Below are 20,834 nucleotides of genomic sequence, written 5' to 3' on the forward strand. Positions count from 1 at the left end.
GCGCAACGCGGTGTTTTCGCCGTAGCGCTTTCTCTCTAGGAAAGACCGGGAGGCTTCTCGATGACATCCACATCCATTTTGCGCGCGGCACGGCGGACGTTCATCGCCGGTACGGCGGCGCTTCTTGTCGGCGCGGCTGCCGTCCCGTCCTTCACGCCGCCGGCCTTCGCCGCCGATGGGCCTGCGTCGGTGGCCGATCTGGCGGAGCGTGTGCTCGGCGCGGTGGTCAACATCTCGACCTCGCAGACCGTGAAGGGCACGGAAGGCCCAGGCGCGGTGCCGATGCCGCAGCTGCCCGAAGGTTCGCCGTTCCAGGATTTCTTCGATGATTTCTTCAAGAACAAAGGCGGCGACAAGGATGCCGGCTCGCAGAAGGTCCAGTCGCTGGGCTCCGGCTTCGTCATCGACGCCGAGCAAGGCATCGTCGTCACCAACAACCACGTGATCGCGGACGCCGACGACATCGAGGTCAATTTCTCCGATGGCGTCACCTTGAAGGCGACGCTGGTCGGCACCGACACCAAGACCGATGTCGCGGTGCTGAAGGTCGATCCGAAAGGCCACAAGCTGACAGCGGTGAAGTTCGGTGATTCCACCAAGATGCGCGTCGGCGACTGGGTGATGGCGGTCGGCAATCCGTTCGGCCTTGGCGGCACGGTTACGGTCGGCATCGTCTCGGCCCGCAACCGCGACATCAACTCCGGTCCCTATGATGACTTCATTCAGACCGATGCGGCGATCAATCGCGGCAATTCGGGCGGACCGCTGTTCAACAGCGCTGGTGAAGTTATCGGCATGAACACGGCGATCATTTCGCCGTCCGGCGGTTCGATCGGCATCGGCTTCTCCATTCCCTCGCAGCTCGCCTCGGGCGTCGTCGACCAGTTGCGCCAGTATGGCGAGACACGCCGCGGCTGGCTCGGCGTGCGTATCCAGCCGGTGACGGACGACATCGCCGAGAGCCTCGGCATGGCGACCGCCAAGGGCGCGCTGGTGGCCGGCGTCATCAAGGGCGGACCGGTCGACAACGGCACCATCCAGGCGGGCGACGTCATCCTCAAGTTCGACGGCAAGGACATCCATGAAATGCGCGACCTGCCGCGTGTCGTTGCCGAAAGCCCGGTCGGCAAGGCGGTCGACGTGCTGATCGTGCGCAAGGGCGTCGAGCAGACGGTAAAGGTGACGCTCGGCCGGCTCGAAGATGGCGAGAAGCTCGCCAGTGGCGAGAATGGCAACACGGACCAGCAAAAGGGCGACAAGGCACCGGCGGTCTCGACCGCTTCGGTGCTCGGCATGACCGTCGGCGAACTGAATGACGAGACGCGCAAGAAGTTCAGCATCGCCGCCGATGTCTCCGGCGTCGTCGTCACCGATGTGGCCAAGGACTCGGCCGCCGCCGAACGTGGTATCCAGCCCGGCGAAGTGATCACCGAAATCGCGCAGGAATCGGTCGCCACGCCCAAGGATGTCATGGACAGGATAGGCGCGCTGAAGGAGCAGGGCCGTAAGAACGCGCTCCTGATGCTGGCCTCGAAGACCGGCGAGTTGCGCTTCGTAACGATCCGGATGGATTGAGCGAACAGGCATGTTGTAACATCCCATGGGATGTACTATTTTGACTTGTGAAGCGGATCGTACTGGATACAAACGTTCTGACGGCAGGTTTGCGAAGCAGGAATGGCGCATCGTTTGCCATCCTGCAATTGGTTGCGGATCAACAGATTTGCCCATTGGTGACGACAGCGCTGTTTCTTGAATACGAGACCGTACTGACCAGACCCGAGCAGATGGCAGCTCACGGATTGTCCACCGCGGATCTCGATCGCTTGCTTGCTGGCTTCGCCACTTTGGCGGCGCCTGTCGAGTTACACTTTCTTTGGCGCCCGCAGTTGAGCGATCCGAAGGATGAGATGGTGCTTGAAGCTGCCATCAACGGTCGAGCAGATGCGCTGGTGACTCACAATCGCCGGGATTTTTCCGCCGTGGCAGGCCGGTTCGACGTTCGAGTTGTAAGCCCGGCCGAGTTTCTGGAAGGACTTCGAACATGAGCAAGGCGACTTATCCGTTGAAACTCCCACTGTCGGTCAAGGAAGCAGCAGCGCGCTTCGCGAAGGCTGATGGCGTGTCGCTCAATCAATGGATTGCATCGGCTGTGGCACAGAAGGTAGGGGCAATGGAAACGGCAGCCGCCTTCTTGCGTCGCCGGGCTGGTAATGCGTCAACCGGCGATTTCGCACAGATGCTTGAGCAGGTCGCAGACAGGTCGCCGCAACCCGGCGACGAGCTTCCACCTGACAGGCACTGATCAGCGACGAACCCCCCGCCAATCCGCTGCAGCGAGACGGTAGAGCACATGCCGCTTGAGCTTCGGATGGCTGTCAGGAATGGCGGGATGGTCGAAGTCGGCCGAGGGATCGGCTGTCATTCCGAGGCGTTTCATGACGGCGGTCGAGCGGTGGTTTTCCGCGACGGCGAAGGAGACGATCTCGTCGACGGCCAATGTCTCGAAGCCGTAGGCCAGCCAGGCTTCAGAAGCTTCGGTGACGTAGCCCTTCCCCCAGAATTCGGGCGCCAGCCGCCAGCCGATCTCGATCGTGCCGGCCGGAAGGACGTCGATATCCTCTGTTCCCGATAGCCCGACAAAGCCGATGCACTCGCCCGTGGCGGCAATTTCGGCTGCGGCAAAGCCATAGGCGTCCTTATCGATCCAGGCGCGGACCTCGTCCATCTTGGCGTCAGCGGCGGCACGGTCGCGACGGAACGGGAAGAATTCCATGACACGGTCATCGGAATTGATGCGATGGAAGAGCTCGCGGTCGCGCTCTTCCCAGTTACGCAGGATGAGGCGCTCGGTTCGCATGGGTTTCATTGGACGATTTCCTCACTCCGGTAGCCCTGAAGGTAGAGCAATGCGGTGAGGTCGCCATGGTCGATGCGAACCTTTGCCTGCGCCGCCACGGTCGGCTTGGCATGCAGCGCCACACCAGTGCCGGCGAGGCGGATCATGTCGAGATCATTGGCGCCGTCGCCGACCGCGATGGCATCGTCCGGCGTCAATCCAAGACGCGCCGAAATCCCGATCAGAGCGTCAGCCTTGGCGGCGCGGCCGAGGATCGGTTCGCCGACCAGGCCGGTGAAGCGTCCGTCCTGTTCGAGCAGACGATTGGCGCGGTTTTCCTGAAAGCCCAGCATGGCGGCGATGCGCGTCGTGAAGACCTCGAAGCCGCCCGAGACCAGGGCCGTCCAGGCGCCGTTGGCGCGCATGGTCCGGACCAGTGCGCGGCCGCCCGCAGCCAATGTCAGCCGGTTGGCAACGATGCGGTCGACGACGGCGGCATCGAGCCCCTTCAACAGCGCGACGCGCTCGCGCAGCGCCGGCTCGAAGGCGATCTCGCCATTCATGGAACGCGCGGTGATGGCCGCAACGCGATCCTTGACGCCGATCTCGTCGGCCAGTTCGTCGATGCATTCCTGGTCGATCATGGTCGAATCCATGTCGGCGATGAGGATTTTCTTGCGACGCGTCTCGGTCTGCTGGACGATGACGTCGACCGGCTCCGTGGCCAGTGCGGCGCGCAGGGCATTCGTTATATCGGCGGGGTCGGCCTCTTGCGGCAAGGCAAGATCGCAGGCAATGCCTTCGGCCAGCCAGACGACAGTGCTTGCGCCGACGGACCGTGAGGCCATAGTCGCAAGCGACGGCGACAGAGCGCGGTCGGCGGGACGGGAAACAAGCGTGGCAATGAGCGGCATGGAGAATTCCGGCGCGGATGCGGGCGAAGGCCGCGTGAAGAACGCGATCCTGATAGCCGGGCCGACCGCCAGCGGCAAGTCGGCACTGGCGCTCGATCTCGCCGAACGCACAGGCGGCGTGATCGTCAACACCGATTCCATGCAGGGCTATTCGGTCCTCGATGTGCTGACCGCCCGGCCGGAGGCGGCTGACCTCGCTCGGGTGCCGCATTTTCTCTACGGCCATGTCCATCCCGCTACCGCCTATTCGACCGGCGCATGGCTGCGCGATGTGATGAAACTCATTGACGACGGCACGTTTTTCGACCGGCCTGACGGAACGCTGTCGCGTCGGCCGGTCTTCGTCGGTGGCACCGGGCTCTACTTTCGCGCGCTGGCCGAGGGTATTTCGGAAATGCCCGACATTCCACCGCGCATCCGCGACCGCTGGCGCTACGAGTTGAAAGAGCAAGGCGCGGTCAAGCTGCACGCCCTTTTGCTGCGCGAGGATTCGAAGGCCGCCATGCAGTTGAAGCCAACCGACAGCCAGCGGATCGTGCGGGCGCTCGAGGTGCTGGATGCCTCCGGGCGATCGATCCTGGAATGGCAGGCAGAGCGCGGCCGGCCGCTCATCGACAGGCAGACGGCGCGTTTCCTCGTCATCGAGCCGGACCGGGCCGCGCTGGTCGATCGCATCGAGCGGCGCTTCGACCAGATGCTGGACAAGGGCGCGCTGGAGGAGGTCAGGGAAATAGCGGCCCTTCGCCTCGATCCGGATCTGCCTGCGATGAAGGCGATCGGCGTTCGTGAACTGCAGGCCGCGATGGCCGGACAGCTGGGCTTTCCCGAAGCGATCGAGCGCGCCAAGATCGCAACCCGGCAATATGCCAAGCGGCAGTCGACCTGGTTTCGGCATCAGCTGGGGCCAGAATGGCAAAGGCTGCGCGCGGGTGACGATCTCGAAACCACGATCCAAACACTTGTTGCTAATGCAACTTAAAAAGTTGACCTTGAGGGAAGGGTTCCCGCCGAAGTTGTCGGATTAACGCTCCGTAAGGCGGCCCGTGCCATAAGGTCGATGGGCACATTTCCATTGGGGAGCAGATGCGTTTCCATAAGGCGGAATCCGCTTTTTTCGTCTTTATTTTCGTGATCCTGGCCGCTGGCCTGGTGACGCTGCACGCCTATGGTCTCTTGCAATCCTTCGCCACGGAACTCCAGACGCAGTCGGGCCTGGACAAGGTCATCTACCTCAACAAGCTGCTGTTCGCGACGGGCGTGCTGCTGGCGACCGCACTGTTCTTCGGCATCTTCTTCATCTACCCGCTGATCCGCAAACAGGCGACGGAGGAAGGCAAGCTGCGCGCCATGACGGTTTCGCTCAGCGCCCGCTCCGAAACGTTCGAGCACGCGGCCCTGACGGATGGCCTGACCGGCATGCAGAACCGGCGCTATTTCGACGATGCGCTCAAGGAATATCTCGAGGAGTTCCGGCGCATCGAAAAGCCGGTCGGGCTGATGATCCTCGATCTCGATCATTTCAAGCAGGTCAACGACACTCATGGCCACGATGTCGGCGACGAGGTGCTCAAGGCTGTCGCCAGTTGCCTCAAGGACATGACACGCTACCACGACGTGGTGGCGCGGCTGGGCGGCGAGGAGTTCGCCGTCGTTACGCCCAACATGGAGGCGGAACTGCTGGCCAAATTCGCCGAGCGCATCCGCAAGGCGATCGCCAACATGTCGATACTCTCGGGCAATGTCCGGCTCAAGATCACGACCAGCGTCGGTCTTGCCGTCTGGGACCGCCAGGAAACGGCCGAGGCGTTCTACCGCCGGGCGGATAGGCAACTCTATGAAGCCAAGCGGCAAGGCCGCAATCGCGTCTGCGCCTAAAATCCCATCATTGAATTCGTGAGGCCGGCCGTCTGCCGCCATTTTCTGCGCTTCCGGTGCTCACGGACCAAAAGTCCGCTCCGCTCCGGTTCTCGAAAACAGCAACCAGCCGACTCGGCCTGACGAATGCCCTGACGGGATTTACCCAAGCTTTCGAGCGAAGAAGAGCCATGTAAGCCTGGCGCGGCTTCTCAGAACTGCCGGCAAATGGGCGTGACGCTCTCGGCTCAATCGTTCTGCGGGCGCAGGCCGAAGGTCGCGGGCTTCAGGCCGTAACGGGTGTCGAAATCGTCGTCCGCCTGCACGCGGGTGGTCGCGGGCTTGCGGTAGTCGGGGTCGCCTGCCTGCCGCCCGGAATCGACCACCTCGGCGAAAGCCATCGCCTGCGGCGTCGGTTTCGGGACGTTGCGCAGCCGCTCGACGATCGCCACCAGATCGACATCGTTGCCTGCGTTTGGCGACTCGGCCTCTTCGCGCTTGGCCGTGCCTGGAAGCAGGTGGCTGGGCAATCTTTCGAATTTCAGCCGCATGGTCGTCGCTACGCCTTCGCCGAAGGCAATGGCTTCGCGCTGGCCCATCGACGACAGGAAGGCAAGCGTCGAGGCCGACGAGTCGGCGATGGCCGAACGGATGATCGCCTGGTCCTGCTCGTTGGCCAGCCGCATGGCAAAGAAGGTCGAGCACTGTGACAGGATGGTGGGGTCAAGCTCGCCTGGACGCTGGGTGACGACGCCGAGATAGCAGCCATATTTGCGGCCTTCCTTGGCGATGCGCGACAGCGCGTGCCTGGTTGGCGCGAAGCCGAGGCGCGGATCGGCCGGCATGTAACGGTGCGCTTCCTCGCACAGAAACAGCAGCTGCAGCTTGCCCTCGCTCCACAGAGCGAGATCGAAGGCCAGGCGCGCCAACACCGAACAGACGGAATTGACCACTTCGGAGGGCATGCCGGCCATCTCGAAGCACGTCACCGGGCGGCCGTGATGCGGCACGCGGAAAATGTTGCCGATCGTCTCGTGAATGGTGTCCTCGATCAGGCGCGAACTGAACATGAAGCGGTAGCGCGGATCGGCGGCCGCCGATTCGATGCGCGTCTTCAGCGATTTCAGTGTCGGGCGATCGTTCTTGCTTTCCAGCATGCCCATACGCTCGTCGATCTGCTTGAGCAGGTCCGCGATGCGGTAAGGCACCGGCGTATCGGCGGTCAACGCATCGTTGCCGCGCCTGAGATAGGCGCCTGAGTTCGGATTGCGGTAGAGGTTCTTGGCAAGCGGGATGAGGTCGCGCAGGGCGTCGATTTCTTCGGCGTCCGTTTCACGCCCGCGAAACAGCACCTCGGCGAATTCCTCGAGCTTGAACATCCAGAATGGCAGATCGAGCGTCTTGGAATCGACCTTGACGCAATATTCGGGCAGCGACGAGGCAAATTCATTGTGCGGATCGAGGATCAGGATGCGCAGATCGGGCCGCGCCTCGATCGACTTGCGCAGCAGCAGCGAGACGGCCGTGGATTTGCCGACGCCGGTGGTGCCGACAATGGCGAAATGGCGCGCCAGAGTGTCGTCGATGGCGATGTTGGCGGCGATCGCCTCGTCCTGCGCCAGCGAACCGACGGTGATCGAATGACGCCCGGCAAGGTCGTAGACGGCCTGCAGATCGCGGGTGCGGATACGGTGCGCTATTGCGCCGATATGCGGATAGGTGGTGATGCCGCGATCGAAGATCGGCTTGGCGCCGGGCTCAATACCGTCGCGCACTTCGCCGACCAGCTCGATGCTGACCTCGATGGCGTTCTGGCCTTCACTGCTCCAGGCGCGGTCCGACTTGCCGATGGCATAGACCAGGCCGACGGTTCGCGTCGTGCCCAGATTGATGGAGATCATCTTGCCGACCGTCCACAGGCCGGTGACGGCGCCGTCGACATCGTCGGCATAGGCGCTGATGGTGGCGCGCGCGCCGTCGCATTGTACGACATTGCCCAGGATGCGTCTGTCGTTCTGCTCTGCGTTGCGGCGCTCCTGCGATGTCGGTTCTCCGACGGAAGCTTCGCGTTCGACATACATGGACAGGCCAATCCCCATTTTCCTGGAGATCGGACCCTACAGGGATGGGGTTAAGGTCGGATGAGGTCGGATGGTGTAGAGAGGATTAAGCGCCTGACAAAAATTGTTACAAGATCGCTCTTTTCCAATATCATCCTTTCGCTATAATGGACGAATGGATGATATAGCGAACGACATTTCCTCGACCATCGGCAAGCGGATACACACCGAAAGAACCCTGCGGGACTGGTCGCTGGCCGAGCTCGCAGATCGATCCGGTGTTTCCAAGGCGATGCTGAGCACGATCGAGCGCGGCATGACCAGTCCGACGGCAACCCTTCTGGTGCGCATCGCGGCGGCCTTCGGCATGACGCTGTCGACGCTCATCGCGCGGGCAGAGCTGCAGGGCGGCGGGCTGCTACGCGAGGCCGCCCAGCCGGTTTGGCGCGATCCCGATACGGGCTATGTCAGGCGACATTTGTCGCCGGCCAGCGACATGCCGCTCGAACTGATCAAGTTGCATCTGCCGGCGGGCGCCAGGGTCAGCCTGCCGGCGGCCTCCTATGCCTTCATCAAGCAACAGATATGGCTGATTTCCGGGCAGCTCGAATTCACCGAGGGCGAGCAAGTGCACAGGTTGGAGCCTGGCGACTGCCTGGCGCTCGGCGCGCCGTCGGACTGCACCTTCCATGCTCCTGAGGCGGCCGCCGACTATCTCGTCGCGCTGGTCAGAGGCTGACATCATGGCGAGACGGCCAAAGCGCTCCCACAATGGGGGGCCGCCGCTTGACGAGTACAAGGGACCGCCATGGGGCAAGGGCGATCCCTATATTTTCCTCGCCTGGCAGGCCGCGCACGCCAAGGCGTGGAAGGCGCCGAGCCGAGAGGTCATGCTGATGCGCATGGACAAAGCCGAACGGCTGGGCCTGACCTATGAGGAATACACGCTCGAGATCCTCGAGCGCGGGCGGCATCTCAGGGAAGAAGACACCGAGCGCATCAGCGCCATCAAGGCCGCGCGCAAGCGACGCCGGTGCGCCATCTCGACTGATGCGGCATTGAATCCATTCATCGTTTCCAAAGGACTGGCCATGAATTCCATCGAAATCGGAGCCCTGAGCCCCAGTCCCGAAACACTGACTCATCTGGCTGATCTGCTGGTCGAGACGGTTGCGGCCGGCGGATCGGTCAGCTTCATGCATCCGCTGGCGCCGGGAGCGGCGAGCGCGTTCTGGGAGAAGTCGTTGGCGGCAGCGGCCAGAGGGGAGCGAATGGTGCTCGGCGCATGGGATGGCACGGTCCTGGTCGGTACCGTGACCCTGCTGCTCGATTGCCCGCCCAACCAGCCGCACCGGGCCGAGATCGCCAAGCTTATGACGTCGGTTGAATACCGGGGCAGGGGTGTCGGGACGCGGCTGATGCGGGCCGCCGAGCGTCTTGCAGTGGACAAGGGGCGCACGCTGCTGGTTCTTGACACGGCGACGGACGAGGGTGCTTCAGGCCTTTACGAAAGACTCGGTTTCACCCTGGCTGGGGAAATACCCGACTATGCGCTAAAACCGCATGGCGGGCTGACCGGCACGCTGATCTACTGGAAGCGTATCGGCGCTTCGTCGCGATAGCTCACGCCGGTCGCGCAGAGGTTTCCCTGGACAGATAGCTCAGCAGCCATTGGCGGAAATCTTCTTCGGCGCTGGTCAGGCGCGCCGTCGACGCTCGGGTCAGGAAATGGCCTGACGTGCTGGATAGCTCGAAGCCCGAGAGTGGCACCAGGGTCCTGCTCGTGAGTGCCGCGTCGACAAGCGGCCGCGAGCCGAGAAGCACGCCAGCGCCGGCGCTTGCCGCCTCCATGGCGGCGACGAAACTGTCGAAGCGATGCGATCGCTGGGGGTGACCGGCCAATCCGGCCGCGGCGAACCATTCCGCCCACATTTCGCGCGCGCCGGCGACCAGAAGCAGCGGCAGCGCTGTCCAGTCGGCGGCGCCGGCGAGCGCCGGACTTGCCACGGGCCCAAGCCGCTCGGCTGTCAGCATGTCGGCCTCGCGTCCGGGAAAGGACCCGTTGCCGAAACGGATGTCGAGCGCCGAGCCCGGCAGGTCGTAGTCGGTTGGCCGATGGATCGTCACCAGATCGAGCTGGATGCGTGGCAATGCTTCGGCGAGATCGGGCAGCGCAGGTACCAGGATCAGCAGGGCAAAGGAGATCGGCACCCGGATCGAGACGGTCTGGACGGCGCGCGGCTCGAACAGCTCCGCCGTGCTGCTGGAGATAGTGGCGAAGGCCGACTGGATGTGCGGCAGGTAGGCGGCCCCCTCCGGCGACAACGCCACGCCACGCGCCAGCCGCGAGAACAGGCGCGTCTTCAGCCGGTCCTCCAGAGACCGTATGTGCTGACTGACGGCGGCCTGGGTCAGGCCGAGTTCGGCAGCGGCCGCGGTGAAATTCGACAGCCGCGCCGCGGCCTCGAAACTGCGCAGCCAGTCGAGTGGCGGCAGCGCGGGGATGGTTCTTCGAGCCATTAGTTATTTATGATCTTTGGCCAAAAAATGATAATTTGAGTTATGCCTGTCGCGAGACCAACATGCAACCGAAACCCATGGATAGAGCCGTGGGCGAAGCGGACAGGAACGGATCTCCATGCTCACCCACGCGCTGATCGGCGACGAAGGCAGAACAATCGAACTTGGGTGGCAGGACGGGAGGCGCACCCGCTTTCACGCAATGTGGCTGCGCGACAATGCGCTCGACGACAAGACACGCAGTGCCGGCAATGGCCAGCGCCTCGTCACCATCCTCGACATTCCACGCGACACCAGGATCGGGGCGGCTTTGATCAAGGCCGGCGCGCTGGAGGTCAATTTCATGCCGGAAGGAAAAACGGTCAGCTTTCCAGCGCAATGGCTGAGCGCCAATGCCTATGATCGAGACGAACACCGCCAGCCCGGCTGGACAGCCGATATCGTCCAGCGCTGGACCAAGGCGACGATGCAGAATTCGGTGCCGCGCGCCGGCTACCGGGCGGCATTTCATAGCCGCGGCGTCCTGCGCGAATGGCTCTCGTCGGTGCGGACCTATGGCTTTGCGGTGATGGACGGACTGCCGGCCGAATCCGGTTCGCTGTGCAAGGTGTCCGACCTGTTCGGCTATATCAGGGAGACCAATTACGGCCGCTGGTTCGACGTGCGGGCCGAGGTCAATCCGAACAATCTCGCCTACACCAATCTCGGCCTTCAGGCGCACACCGACAATCCCTATCGCGATCCGGTGCCGACGCTGCAGATCCTGTCCTGCATCGAGAATACGGTGGAGGGTGGCGAGTCCAGCGTCGTCGACGGATTTGCCGTCGCGGCCGCGCTGCAGGCCGAGAACCCGGAAGGCTTCCGGCTGTTGAGTTGCTGCCCGGCGCGTTTCGAATATGCCGGTTCATCCGGCGTGCGGCTGCAGGCGAAGCGCCCCATGATCGAGCTCGGGCCGGATGGCGAGCTGATCTGCATCCGCTTCAACAACCGCTCGCTGGCGCCTGTCGTCGACGTGCCGTTCTCCGACATGGACGCCTATTATGCCGCCTATCGCCGGTTCGCTGAACTGATCGAGCATCCGTCCTTCGAGGTCACGTTCAAGCTGGAGGCAGGTCAGGCCTTCATCGTCGACAACACCCGCGTCATGCATGCCCGCAAGGCATTCTCCGGCACCGGCACACGCTGGCTGCAGGGCTGCTACGCCGACAAGGATGGCTTGCTGTCGACGCTTGCGGCGATCGAGCACAGCTTCAAGGAGGCCGCGGAATGAGCGGCCAGGATTTGAACGCGGACAACATTGTCGAGTTCATCGCCGACATTTTCGAGCGGCGGGGCGCGGAATCCTATCTCGGCGAGCCGGTGACGATGTCCGAGCATATGCTGCAGGGCGCCTGGCTGGCGGAACAGGACGGCGCGCCCGAAGCACTGGTGGCCGCGGCGCTGCTGCACGACATCGGCCACTATACCAGCGAGTTCGGCACCTATTCGCCCGACGATGTCGAGGACAAGCATCATGACGAGGCCGGCGGCGAGGTGCTGGCGCCGTTCTTCCCGCCCGTCATCGTCGAATGCGTCAGGCTGCATGTCGCGGCCAAGCGCTATCTCTGCGCCACTGACCCGACCTATTTCTCCAAGCTGTCGCCGGCATCGGTGCATACGCTGTCGCTGCAGGGCGGGCCGATGAGCGCGGACGAGGTGGCGGAGTTCCGCGAGAACCCGTTCCACGAGGAAGCGGTGCGGGTCCGCATCTGGGACGAGGGCGGCAAGGTCGCCAACATGGAGACGCGAGCGTTTCGCGACTACGTGCCGCTGCTCCAGCGCGTCGTGCACGACTTCGCCAATCGCGCCTAACGTAACCCGTCACCGGGAGGAGACAGCCCATGTGTTTCTACTTCGATGGCGAAAGCGCGGTGGTTGCGTTTCGACCGGAGAACTGCCGCGAACGCCTGCCCGGTGCCGGCATTCGCGCCGAACGGCCGACCGCTTCCCAATGGGAGCCAAGCCAGTTCGGCGCGGTCGGTTCGTTCGAATCGACCGATGCTGCCTACCTTCACCATATTGCTGTCGGGATGGTTTCGCTGTATCAGCCACGCCCGGCATGCGGCTTTTATTCGCCGCACCCGTATCGACCCCCACTCTTGAAGGAGGCATGAGTTATTGTTCACGCATTTCGCGCCTCCACGGCGGTCGGACGAGCTGATCCGCGCTACGGCGGATTCCAATTTCCTGACGATCTGACGAAGGCCAAGCAGCGCTGCATTGCGGCGGTGTTCTCCGCGCGCATCAGCGCCATAGCCGCCGCCGATATCCATGAGACGGTGGGAGCCGACAGGCTTCCGGCCGACGATCATGGCTGCCCGGAGGCCTGAGATGCGCTTTCGCAACACTCCCTCAGGTCGTTGTAAACATTGAATGAATGTCTCTTGCTCTCAACTGCTCGTGAGCCTAGAGAGCCCGCCCATTCCAACCCGTCACGCACGGCACTTGGAAAGATCGAGCGGCTGCTGACGATCGAACTCGATCCGCAGAACCGTGCGGTGCAGGTGCGTGGTTTCTCCAATCGCCTCGCCTTGCCCGACGAGCGCAAGATCATCGAGCGTTGGGCCAAGGCAAGGGGCGTGATGCTCCGCGGCTGAAACGAAATACCCGCGCGGCGGATACGCCGCGCGGGGCCGACCTTGCTGATCCAGGAAAGGAGGGAACTCCTGGGGATTGGCAGCTAGGCCTTGTGGTGAACCTGTTGCAGCCCATAGACCGGGGTCGGCAAGCCGACCTGCCGGGCTTTCAGCTGCAGTGCCAGATATTGCGAATAGTGCCGCGATTGATGGAGATTGCCGCCATGGAACCACAGCGCCTCCTGCTGGGTCGGCTTCCACATGTTGCGCTGCTCGCCTTCCCAGGGACCAGGGTCCTTGGCGGTGTCGGAGCCCAGACCCCAGACCTTGCCGACCTTGTCCGCCACCTCCTGCGAGATGAGATCTGCTGCCCAGCCGTTCATCGAGCCGTAGCCTGTGGCATAGATGATGAGATCGGCTGGCAGTTCGGTGCCATCCACGAATTTCACGCCGCCCTCGGTCAGCTCCTGAACCGCCGCACCCGGACCACTCTTGAGCTTGATCGAGCCGTCAATGACCAGGTCGCAGGCGCCGACATCGATATAGTAGCCCGAACCGCGGCGCAGGTATTTCATGAACAGGCCCGAACCGTCATCGCCCCAGTCGAGCAGGAAGCCGGCCTTTTCCAGGTCCGCGTAGAATTTCGCGTCGCGTTCCTTCATCTGCTGGTAAAGCGGGATCTGGAATTCGTGCAGGATGCGGTAGGGCAGGGAGGCGAAGATCAGGTCGGCTTTGCGCGTCGTCATGCCATTCTCGACCGCTTGCTCCGAATAGAGCGAGCCCAGACCGATATCCATGAGCGTGTCGGACCTGACGATATGGGTGGAGGAACGCTGCACCATGGTGACGTCGGCGCCTCCCTCCCACAGTGCCGCGCAGATGTCGTGGGCGGAGTTGTTGGAGCCGATGACCACGACCTTCTTGCCTCGGTACTTGTCGGGGCCTGGATGGTTCGAGGAATGCTGCTGCTCGCCCTTGAAGATGTCCTGCCCCTTGTATTTCGGCCAGTTCGCTTTGCCGGACATGCCGGTGGCCAGCACGAGCTGCTTGGGCTTGAGCACGATCTCCTCGCCGTCGCGCTCGACGACGACGGTCCATTCCTTGGCCTTCTCATCGTAGCTTGCTCTCTTGGCCGTGGTCGAACTCCAGTAGTTCAACTCCATCACCTTCGTGTACATCTCGAGCCAGTCGCCGATCTTGTCCTTCGGCGCGAAGACCGGCCAGTTCTTGGGAAAGTCGATATAGGGCAGATGGTCGTACCAGACCGGATCATGCAGGCAGAGCGACTTGTAGCGCTTGCGCCAGGAATCGCCCGGACGTTCGTTCTTTTCGACGATGATGGCCGACACGCCGAGCTGGCGCAGGCGCGCACCCAGCGCAATGCCGCCCTGGCCGCCGCCAATGATCACGACATAGGGCTGTCGGCTGTGGCCGAGTTCGGCGACCTCGTCGTCACGCTCCTCACGCCAGGATTTCCTGTCCTTGCCGTGACCATGCTTGGCACCGAGCGGTCGCGTGAAGCCGGACTTCTCCTCGTGTCCCTTCAATTCAGCCATGGTGGTTAGCAAGGTCCAGATGAGGTCGCCCTTGAAGCGCACCAGGCCGAAGCCGCGCGCCGCCTTGGTCTCGAAGGTGATCCAGGCAGTGGTGACGCCGTCCGCCTCGCTCGCTTCCTCGCCTTCGGCAACCTTCCAGTCGCTCGGCCCGGTATCAGCCAAGGTTGCGCTCAGCATGTCGCGGATCTGGTCCTGGCCCTCCATCGTCTTCAGGTTCCAGGTAAAGGTGACGAGGTCGCGCCAGTAGCAATCCGCCTGGAAACAGTTGACGGCCGCGTCGATGTCGCCGTCCGCAAGCGCCTTGCCGAACTTGTCGAGCAGCGCCTGCGCCTTCGTGGTGGGAGTTCTCTCAAGCATGGTTTCTCCTCCGGTTGTTAAATTGATCAGGAAAGGTCGATCAGGATTTTCAGCTGGGTTCCGGCGGGATCGAGCAGAGCATCGAAACCGTCGGATACCGCCTCCCCAAGACGTATGCGCCTGGTGACCACCTTGGAGGCAGGCAACTGTCCCGAACTGATGAGACGGATGACACGCGGCCATAGATGCGTCGGATAGGCCCAGGAGCCTCGGATATCGACGTCCTTGAACGTGACCTGGAACCAGTCGAGCGGGTTCTCGTGCGGATGCAGGCCAGTTTGCACAACGACACCTTGCTTGCGCACAGCCGCGAGGCAGGCCTTCAGCGCATGCTCGTTGCCGACACATTCGATGGCGACATCGCAACCGACGCCGCCTTCGCTCGCGGCGCGCACTGCCTCATCCACTTCGTCCCGCTTCGGATTGAGGGTCACCACGCCAGGCAGGATCGAACGTGCCATCTCCAGCCTGGTGTCGTTCAGGTCCGAGATAAACAATTGCGTTGCGCCCGCGGCGCGCGCGGCCAGCATCGTCAGAATGCCGATCGGGCCGGCGCCGGTGATCAGCACCGAGCTCCCGGCGCTTACCCCACCACGGTCGCAGGCATAGACGGCGACGGCGGTCGGCTCCACCAATGCAGCTTCCTCATCGGACATCTCGTCTGGAATGCGCTCGACATTGTAGTCGTTGAGCAAGGCGGCTTCCGCCATGCCGCCGCCGACCCAGCTCAGACCCGCTAGGGCAAGCTTGTCGGACAGATGGTACAGGCCGCGCGCGGCATAATAATCGCCCGAGCGCGGCATTATCAGCGGCTGCACGGCCACGCGGTCGCCAACCGAGACCGACGTCACGCCTTCGCCGACGGCCTCGATCACGCCGCCGAATTCATGTCCAAGCACCTGCACACCGCTGGAGCCGGTGAACGGATGCGGCTTCGTCGGTATGAAGATCGGCCCGTAACTGTATTCATGCAGGTCGGTCCCGCAGATTCCGACAAACCTGTTGCGCAGAACAACCTGTCCCGGCCCCGGCTTTGCCGGCCTGGGAATGTCCTCGATGCGCAGATCCCTGGCGGCATGAAAGCGCAGGGCCTGCATGCTCCGCACCGTGGCTGCGAGATCGACCGCGTTCTGTGTCATGGCTTCTCCTCCAAGTTCCATGTGGGTACCTGGAACAGGGAGCAAGCAGCATGCCAACCATACGGCTGAATCAGAAATCGTCATAAAATCAGCATCATGTGGCGGTTTCTGCTGTGATGGGCTGTTGCGGCGGTGTTGCGCGCGCCACGCGCGCCACAGCGGACGCAACACTAATTGGGCGCGTCCAGCCGCAGCCGCTTCATGCGGCGATGCACCGTCGTGCGGTCGACACCCAGACGCCGCGCGGCCTCGGAGATGTTCCAGCCCGCGGCCGCGAGAGCATCCAGCAGTGCCGCACGCTCATCCTCGGGCGACGGAGCACGCAGGGCAGCCAGCCTGGCGGGCGAAGCAAGTGGCGTCAGGTATGGCAATGCGAAGTCGGGCAGGTCGGCGGGCTCGATCATCCCGCCCTCGCAAAGCGTCACCGCCAGATCGATGGCGTTTGCGAGTTCGCGGATGTTGCCGGGCCAGCGGTGACGGATCAGCGCCAGGCGCGCCGCGGGCGAGAGCCTCGCCGTCCGGCCGGCAAGGTGGGCGCGCTGATCCACCAGCCGGTCCAGCAGCCATTCGAAATCGGTACGTTCGCGCAGCGCCGGCAAGTTCAGCGAGGCCGCGTTCAGCCGGTAGAACAGATCCTCGCGGAAACGTCCCTCGTCGACCAGCTTGCGCAGATCATGGTGCGAGGCCGAAATGATCTTGATGTCGACCCGCCGCGGCTCAATGCCGCCGACCGGGACCAGTTCGCGTTCGGCGATCACGCGCAGCAGCCGCGATTGCAGGGGGTAGGGCATGTCTCCGATCTCGTCGAGGAACAGCGTGCCGCCGTTCGCAGCCTCGATCAGTCCCTTGCGCCCCTTGGCGGCGGCTCCGGTAAAAGCGCCGGCGACATGGCCAAAAAGTTCGCTCTCGATCAGATGCTCGGGAATGGCCGCGCAGTTGATGGCGACAAACGGGCCGGGCCGCTGCGAGCAATCGTGGATCGCGCGGGCGAGATACTCCTTGCCGGAGCCGGTCTCGCCATGAATCAGGATAGGCATGGTCGTGCGCGCCAGCTTGGCGGCACGCAGTTGCGTGGCGGCCATCGCCGGATCGCCGCCGGAAAGGTCGCCGATCGGCTTCGGGACCGCCTCGACCGGCGCGCGGCGTCCGGTCGTCGGCTGCGGCTCGATGGCGTGCGCGAACAGCGCGCTGCCGCTGCGGCCGAACACCAGACGCTCCTCGGTCGGGCGGCCGCGTGTCAGGCTCGGCAAATCGTCGACGCTGACATCGAGATAGCGCGAGATCGACTGGCCAATGGGGGAGGGCGAGTGCCGCCAGTCGACGCCTCCGGCCTGCGCCAGAAGCAGCGCTCCGCCGTGCGTCGTGCCAAGGATGCGGCCCGAGGCATCGAGGGCGATGGCTGCCTCGGGGTCGACGTCGAGGAATTCCGGCGAACGGGAAAACCGCAGTACCCATTCGGAGTGCATCTGTGCCATCAGATTGGCGAGCTCGATGCGCCGCGCGGAAGCCGTCACCAGATGCAGCGCCAGGTTCTGGCTGATTTTCGGTTGTGGTGAGCGCAGCAGGGAAATGTCGAGCACGGCAGCGAGCTCGCCATTGGTGTCGAAGATCGGCGCGGCGGTGCAGGAGAGCGGCGTGTGGGTCGTGTCGAAATGGTCGGTCTGGTGGATCGTCATCGCCTCGCCGGTGACGATGCAGGAGCCGACACCGCAGGTTCCGGTGCGGCTTTCCGACCATTCGGAGCCGAGATAAAGCCCTGCCGTGCGCAACTGGTCCATGAACAGGGGATCACCGAGGAAGTCGACGGTGACGCCCTTGGCGTTTGCCAGCAGCAGCACGTAGTTCTGGCCCGCCACCTGCTTGAAGAGGGTCTCCAGGCCGCTGCGGGCGATCGCGATCAGCCGCTCGGACTGTTCGCGATGTTCGCGCAATTGGGTATCGGGGACGATATAGGCTTCCGTCGGCCGGGCCGGGTCGAGCCGGTGGGTGTCGACACAGCGTAGCCAGGATTTGACCACGACATCGTCGCGGGCCGATGTCCTGCCCGACAGGACCTGCTCTATCTCCCGGATATGCTCCCGTTCGCCAGCCACGCGTCCTCCTCCCAAGGCAACGTTCTAGCCTGGCATAGTGGTGCGCCGGCGGCATCGGCTCAACTGTACTATGGTAGCGCGCGGCTTGATCGCAATATCGCGAGACGGCGCCGATCTCACAGGCGAGTGAATTCGCATTATCCCCATTGACGAGCCCGCGATTCCGCCTTTATGGTCCGCCACCATGAAAAAGGCACTCATTCTCGTAGGAAGGCGCGTGGGCAAGGCGGTGTAACCGCCGGGCGAAAACCTCCCATGCGCAACATACAGGCTCCCTCGGGGGCCTTTTTTATTGCCTGAAACACGATTAAACGACCAACAACGCCCAAGTGGCAAACGCCAAATGGCGACAGTACGGGACCAGACCGATGAGCAACGGACAGAGTGAGCGGCGCGAAATGACCGGTGCCGAAATGGTTGTGCAGGCGCTGAAGGACAATGGCGTCAAGCATGTCTTCGGCTATCCGGGCGGCGCCGTCCTTCCGATCTATGACGAAATCTTCCAGCAGGACGAGGTCGAGCACATCCTGGTTCGCCACGAGCAGGGCGCGGGTCATGCGGCCGAAGGTTATGCGCGCTCTACCGGCAGAGCCGGCGTCATGCTGGTGACCTCCGGTCCCGGCGCCACCAATGCGGTGACGCCGCTGCAGGACGCGCTCATGGATTCGATCCCGCTGGTCTGCCTGACCGGACAGGTGCCGACCTCGCTCATCGGTTCCGACGCGTTCCAGGAATGCGACACGGTCGGCATCACGCGTCCCTGCACCAAGCACAACTGGCTGGTGAAGGACGTCAACGAGCTCGCCGCGACCATCCACGAAGCCTTCCATGTCGCCACGACTGGCCGTCCCGGACCGGTGGTGGTCGACATTCCCAAGGACGTGCAGTTCGCCAAGGGGTTCTATGTCTCCCCGCAGATCGCGCCGCGCACCAGCTACCAGCCGAAAGTGCAGGGCGACCTGGAGAAGGTGAAGGCCGCGGTCGAACTGATGGCCACCGCCAAGAAGCCGATCATCTATTCGGGTGGCGGTGTCATCAATTCCGGCCCGGAAGCGAGCCATCTGCTGCGCGAGCTGGTGGATCTGACCGGGTTTCCCATCACCTCGACGCTGATGGGTCTGGGCGCCTATCCGGCATCGGGCAAGAACTGGCTGGGCATGCTGGGCATGCACGGCACCTATGAGGCCAACATGGCCATGCACGACTGCGACGTGATGATCTGCATCGGCGCCCGTTTCGACGACCGCATCACCGGCAGGCTCACCGCGTTCTCGCCGAACTCGAAGAAGATCCACATCGACATCGATCCGTCGTCGATCAACAAGAACGTCCATACCGACGTGCCGATCATCGGCGACGTCGGCCGGGTGCTCGAGGATATGGTGCGGTTGTGGCGGGCAACCGCCAAGGCCGACAAGAAGGCGCTCTACCCCTGGTGGGAGCAGATCGCCAAATGGCGCGCGCGCGATTCACTCGCTTACAAGATGAACAACGACGTGATCATGCCGCAATACGCCATCCAGCGGCTCTACGAACTGACCAAGGACAAGGATACCTACATCACCACCGAGGTCGGCCAGCACCAGATGTGGGCGGCGCAGCACTATCATTTCGACAAGCCGAACCGCTGGATGACATCGGGCGGCCTGGGCACGATGGGCTACGGCCTGCCGGCCGCGCTTGGCGTGCAGATCGCGCATCCGAACGCGCTGGTCATCGATATCGCCGGCGACGCTTCGGTGCAGATGACGATGCAGGAGATGAGTGCGGCGGTGCAGTACAACGCGCCGATCAAGATCTTCATCCTCAACAACCAGTATATGGGCATGGTGCGGCAATGGCAGCAGCTGCTGCACGGCAACAGGCTGTCGCATTCGTACACCGAGGCGATGCCCGACTTCGTCAAGCTGGCCGAGGCCTATGGCGGCCACGGCATACGCTGCGAAAAGCCGGACGAGCTCGATGACGCCATCAAGGAGATGATCGCGGTCAAGAAGCCGGTGCTGTTCGACTGCCGCGTGGCGACGCTCGCCAACTGCTTCCCGATGATCCCGTCCGGCAAGGCGCACAACGAAATGCTGTTGCCCGACGAGGCCACCGACGAAGCCGTGGCCAACGCCATCGACGCCAAGGGCAGGGAACTGGTCTAGGGCGGATGGGGAGGGCTTGTCAAAAGCCCTGCCTGGCCAACGCGTTAGATCAAAAGTTTGAAATCGAGATTCATGTCATGAACGCACAGCTACAACCGACCGGTTCCGCCTACTTCATCGCAAAGGAAACCGAAAAGCCGGAAACGCATACGCTGTCGGTACTGGTCGACAACGAGCCGGGCGTGCTTGCCCGGGTCATCGGCCTGTTTTCCGGCCGCGGCTACAACATCGAGAGCCTGACCGTCTCCGAGACAGAGCATGAAAAGCACCTGTCGCGTATCACCATCGTGACGCGCGGCACGCCGCATGTGATGGAGCAGATCAAGCATCAGCTCGAGCGCATCGTGCCGGTGCATCGTGTGGTCGACCTCACCGTGCGTTCGCACGAACTGGGGCAAGAGCGGCCGCTGGAGCGGGAACTCGCGCTGGTCAAGGTCGCCGGCACCGGCGAGGCCCGGGTCGAGGCGCTACGGCTGGCGGACGCCTTCCGCGCTTCGGTCATTGACGCCAACACCGAGCATTTCATCTTCGAGATCACCGGCAAGGGTTCCAAGCTCGATCAGTTCATCGCCATCATGAAGCCGCTTGGCCTGGTCGAAATCTGCCGCACCGGCGTGGCGGCGATGAACCGCGGCCCGCAAGGCATGTAAAGCCGATCACGCACTCGAATCCAGATTTCTGGCCCGGCATTTGTCCACGGGTGGTTTTTGCGCGCCCACCAGGAAAGGACAATAATG

The 20,834-nt window shown here is 63.2% G+C and carries 19 protein-coding genes and 2 pseudogenes; 14 read left to right on the forward strand and 7 right to left on the reverse strand.

Annotated features, from left to right (window positions below; all coding sequences use genetic code 11):
* The first annotated feature begins 60 nt into the window (after positions 1-60).
* Genes A3AU_RS0101355 through A3AU_RS0101365 form a run of 3 tightly spaced genes read left to right on the forward strand, consistent with a single transcriptional unit; the run spans position 61 to position 2,305 of the window.
* Positions 61-1,575 carry a DegQ family serine endoprotease gene (locus A3AU_RS0101355; RefSeq protein ID WP_027051182.1) on the forward strand — a complete coding sequence of 505 codons (1,515 nt, stop codon included), beginning with the start codon at positions 61-63 and terminating at the stop codon, positions 1,573-1,575.
* Between the two features lie 47 nt (positions 1,576-1,622).
* Complete coding sequence (locus A3AU_RS0101360; protein WP_027051183.1) at positions 1,623-2,048, forward strand: putative toxin-antitoxin system toxin component, PIN family; 426 nt, start codon at positions 1,623-1,625, stop codon at positions 2,046-2,048.
* A complete protein-coding gene (locus tag A3AU_RS0101365; RefSeq protein WP_027051184.1) occupies positions 2,045-2,305 on the forward strand; it encodes a pilus assembly protein HicB in 261 nt (86 codons plus the stop codon). The genes A3AU_RS0101360 and A3AU_RS0101365 overlap by 4 nt, the downstream gene beginning before the upstream one ends.
* On the opposite strand, the gene A3AU_RS0101370 is transcribed toward A3AU_RS0101365, so the two are convergent.
* Both A3AU_RS0101370 and serB read right to left on the reverse strand, forming a co-directional pair.
* A complete protein-coding gene (locus A3AU_RS0101370; protein ID WP_027051185.1) occupies positions 2,306-2,869 on the reverse strand; it encodes a GNAT family N-acetyltransferase in 564 nt (187 codons plus the stop codon).
* Positions 2,866-3,753 carry a phosphoserine phosphatase SerB gene (serB, locus tag A3AU_RS0101375; protein ID WP_027051186.1) on the reverse strand — a complete coding sequence of 296 codons (888 nt, stop codon included), beginning with the start codon at positions 3,751-3,753 and terminating at the stop codon, positions 2,866-2,868. Before serB ends, A3AU_RS0101370 begins: the two co-directional genes overlap by 4 nt.
* Between serB and miaA the strand changes: the two genes are divergently transcribed.
* Together miaA and A3AU_RS0101385 are read left to right on the forward strand one after the other, a co-directional pair.
* Entirely contained in the window at positions 3,743-4,732 is a 990-nt protein-coding gene (gene miaA, locus A3AU_RS0101380) for a tRNA (adenosine(37)-N6)-dimethylallyltransferase MiaA (RefSeq protein ID WP_027051187.1), read from the forward strand. The two genes, serB and miaA, sit on opposite strands and share 11 nt — an antisense overlap.
* 104 nt (positions 4,733-4,836) lie before the next feature.
* Positions 4,837-5,628: a GGDEF domain-containing protein gene (locus A3AU_RS0101385; protein WP_027051188.1), complete on the forward strand. Its 792-nt coding sequence runs from the start codon at positions 4,837-4,839 to the stop codon at positions 5,626-5,628.
* Positions 5,629-5,855: 227 nt separating this feature from the next.
* Here the strand turns inward: A3AU_RS0101385 and A3AU_RS0101390 are convergent, their stop codons facing one another.
* Entirely contained in the window at positions 5,856-7,688 is a 1,833-nt protein-coding gene (locus tag A3AU_RS0101390) for an ATP-binding protein (protein ID WP_027051189.1), read from the reverse strand.
* 154 nt (positions 7,689-7,842) lie between these two features.
* Between A3AU_RS0101390 and A3AU_RS0101395 the strand changes: the two genes are divergently transcribed.
* The 3 genes and pseudogenes from A3AU_RS0101395 to A3AU_RS0101400 all read left to right on the forward strand — a co-directional run bounded on the left by A3AU_RS0101395 (position 7,843) and on the right by A3AU_RS0101400 (position 9,289).
* Positions 7,843-8,406 (forward strand): helix-turn-helix domain-containing protein, encoded by a 564-nt coding sequence (locus tag A3AU_RS0101395; RefSeq protein ID WP_027051190.1) that lies wholly within the window; start codon positions 7,843-7,845, stop codon positions 8,404-8,406.
* A 4-nt stretch (positions 8,407-8,410) separates the two neighbouring features.
* Positions 8,411-8,718, forward strand: a pseudogene (locus A3AU_RS1000000140865) (hypothetical protein).
* A 40-nt stretch (positions 8,719-8,758) separates the two neighbouring features.
* Positions 8,759-9,289, forward strand: coding sequence for a GNAT family N-acetyltransferase (locus A3AU_RS0101400; protein ID WP_027051191.1), 531 nt, complete (start codon positions 8,759-8,761; stop codon positions 9,287-9,289).
* A gap of 1 nt (position 9,290) precedes the next feature.
* On the opposite strand, the gene A3AU_RS0101405 is transcribed toward A3AU_RS0101400, so the two are convergent.
* Positions 9,291-10,187, reverse strand: coding sequence for a LysR family transcriptional regulator (locus tag A3AU_RS0101405; RefSeq protein ID WP_027051192.1), 897 nt, complete (start codon positions 10,185-10,187; stop codon positions 9,291-9,293).
* Positions 10,188-10,305: 118 nt separating this feature from the next.
* On the opposite strand from A3AU_RS0101405, the gene tmpA reads away from it, so the two are divergent.
* The 4 genes and pseudogenes from tmpA to A3AU_RS1000000139670 form a co-directional block, all read left to right on the forward strand.
* Positions 10,306-11,457: a 2-trimethylaminoethylphosphonate dioxygenase gene (tmpA, locus tag A3AU_RS0101410; protein WP_027051193.1), complete on the forward strand. Its 1,152-nt coding sequence runs from the start codon at positions 10,306-10,308 to the stop codon at positions 11,455-11,457.
* On the forward strand, positions 11,454-12,038 hold the full coding sequence (gene tmpB / locus A3AU_RS0101415) for a (R)-1-hydroxy-2-trimethylaminoethylphosphonate oxygenase (protein ID WP_027051194.1): 585 nt from the start codon (positions 11,454-11,456) through the stop codon (positions 12,036-12,038). Before tmpA ends, tmpB begins: the two co-directional genes overlap by 4 nt.
* A 29-nt stretch (positions 12,039-12,067) precedes the next feature.
* A complete protein-coding gene (locus tag A3AU_RS0101420) occupies positions 12,068-12,340 on the forward strand; it encodes a hypothetical protein (protein ID WP_027051195.1) in 273 nt (90 codons plus the stop codon).
* Between the two features lie 321 nt (positions 12,341-12,661).
* Positions 12,662-12,823 (forward strand): annotated as a pseudogene (locus tag A3AU_RS1000000139670) (PcfJ domain-containing protein); the annotation flags it as partial.
* A gap of 83 nt (positions 12,824-12,906) precedes the next feature.
* Here the strand turns inward: A3AU_RS1000000139670 and A3AU_RS0101435 are convergent.
* The 3 genes from A3AU_RS0101435 to A3AU_RS0101445 all read right to left on the reverse strand — a co-directional run bounded on the left by A3AU_RS0101435 (position 12,907) and on the right by A3AU_RS0101445 (position 17,947).
* Positions 12,907-14,715, reverse strand: a complete 1,809-nt coding sequence (locus A3AU_RS0101435; RefSeq protein ID WP_027051197.1) for an NAD(P)/FAD-dependent oxidoreductase — start codon at positions 14,713-14,715, stop codon at positions 12,907-12,909.
* 26 nt (positions 14,716-14,741) lie between these two features.
* On the reverse strand, positions 14,742-15,812 hold the full coding sequence (locus A3AU_RS0101440; RefSeq protein ID WP_027051198.1) for a 2,3-butanediol dehydrogenase: 1,071 nt from the start codon (positions 15,810-15,812) through the stop codon (positions 14,742-14,744).
* A gap of 212 nt (positions 15,813-16,024) precedes the next feature.
* Positions 16,025-17,947 carry a sigma-54-dependent Fis family transcriptional regulator gene (locus A3AU_RS0101445; RefSeq protein ID WP_032916671.1) on the reverse strand — a complete coding sequence of 641 codons (1,923 nt, stop codon included), beginning with the start codon at positions 17,945-17,947 and terminating at the stop codon, positions 16,025-16,027.
* A gap of 368 nt (positions 17,948-18,315) precedes the next feature.
* Here A3AU_RS0101445 and A3AU_RS0101450 point away from each other — a divergent pair, with 368 nt between their 5' ends.
* Positions 18,316-20,097 carry an acetolactate synthase 3 large subunit gene (locus A3AU_RS0101450; protein WP_027051200.1) on the forward strand — a complete coding sequence of 594 codons (1,782 nt, stop codon included), beginning with the start codon at positions 18,316-18,318 and terminating at the stop codon, positions 20,095-20,097.
* Between the two features lie 77 nt (positions 20,098-20,174).
* Positions 20,175-20,747: an acetolactate synthase small subunit gene (gene ilvN, locus A3AU_RS0101455; protein WP_027051201.1), complete on the forward strand. Its 573-nt coding sequence runs from the start codon at positions 20,175-20,177 to the stop codon at positions 20,745-20,747.
* Positions 20,748-20,834 lie beyond the last annotated feature (87 nt).

Source organism: Mesorhizobium erdmanii USDA 3471 (assembly GCF_000472705.1).
GTDB classification, from domain to species: Bacteria; Pseudomonadota; Alphaproteobacteria; order Rhizobiales; family Rhizobiaceae; genus Mesorhizobium; species Mesorhizobium erdmanii.

Excerpts from the sequence above, each read along its gene's own strand:
- serB (WP_027051186.1), bottom strand. The coding sequence starts at position 3,753 with ATGCCGCTCATTGCCACGCTTGTTTCCCGTCCCGCCGACCGCGCTCTG.
- A3AU_RS0101435 (WP_027051197.1), bottom strand. The coding sequence starts at position 14,715 with ATGCTTGAGAGAACTCCCACCACGAAGGCGCAGGCGCTGCTCGACAAG.
- A3AU_RS0101355 (WP_027051182.1), top strand. The coding sequence starts at position 61 with ATGACATCCACATCCATTTTGCGCGCGGCACGGCGGACGTTCATCGCC.
- A3AU_RS0101420 (WP_027051195.1), top strand. The coding sequence starts at position 12,068 with ATGTGTTTCTACTTCGATGGCGAAAGCGCGGTGGTTGCGTTTCGACCG.
- A3AU_RS0101405 (WP_027051192.1), bottom strand. The coding sequence starts at position 10,187 with ATGGCTCGAAGAACCATCCCCGCGCTGCCGCCACTCGACTGGCTGCGC.
- A3AU_RS0101400 (WP_027051191.1), top strand. The coding sequence starts at position 8,759 with ATGAATTCCATCGAAATCGGAGCCCTGAGCCCCAGTCCCGAAACACTG.
- miaA (WP_027051187.1), top strand. The coding sequence starts at position 3,743 with ATGAGCGGCATGGAGAATTCCGGCGCGGATGCGGGCGAAGGCCGCGTG.
- tmpB (WP_027051194.1), top strand. The coding sequence starts at position 11,454 with ATGAGCGGCCAGGATTTGAACGCGGACAACATTGTCGAGTTCATCGCC.
- A3AU_RS0101440 (WP_027051198.1), bottom strand. The coding sequence starts at position 15,812 with ATGCAGGCCCTGCGCTTTCATGCCGCCAGGGATCTGCGCATCGAGGAC.
- A3AU_RS0101395 (WP_027051190.1), top strand. The coding sequence starts at position 7,843 with ATGGATGATATAGCGAACGACATTTCCTCGACCATCGGCAAGCGGATA.
- A3AU_RS0101450 (WP_027051200.1), top strand. The coding sequence starts at position 18,316 with ATGAGCAACGGACAGAGTGAGCGGCGCGAAATGACCGGTGCCGAAATG.
- A3AU_RS0101365 (WP_027051184.1), top strand. The coding sequence starts at position 2,045 with ATGAGCAAGGCGACTTATCCGTTGAAACTCCCACTGTCGGTCAAGGAA.
- A3AU_RS0101390 (WP_027051189.1), bottom strand. The coding sequence starts at position 7,688 with ATGTATGTCGAACGCGAAGCTTCCGTCGGAGAACCGACATCGCAGGAG.
- A3AU_RS0101370 (WP_027051185.1), bottom strand. The coding sequence starts at position 2,869 with ATGAAACCCATGCGAACCGAGCGCCTCATCCTGCGTAACTGGGAAGAG.
- A3AU_RS0101385 (WP_027051188.1), top strand. The coding sequence starts at position 4,837 with ATGCGTTTCCATAAGGCGGAATCCGCTTTTTTCGTCTTTATTTTCGTG.
- tmpA (WP_027051193.1), top strand. The coding sequence starts at position 10,306 with ATGCTCACCCACGCGCTGATCGGCGACGAAGGCAGAACAATCGAACTT.
- ilvN (WP_027051201.1), top strand. The coding sequence starts at position 20,175 with ATGAACGCACAGCTACAACCGACCGGTTCCGCCTACTTCATCGCAAAG.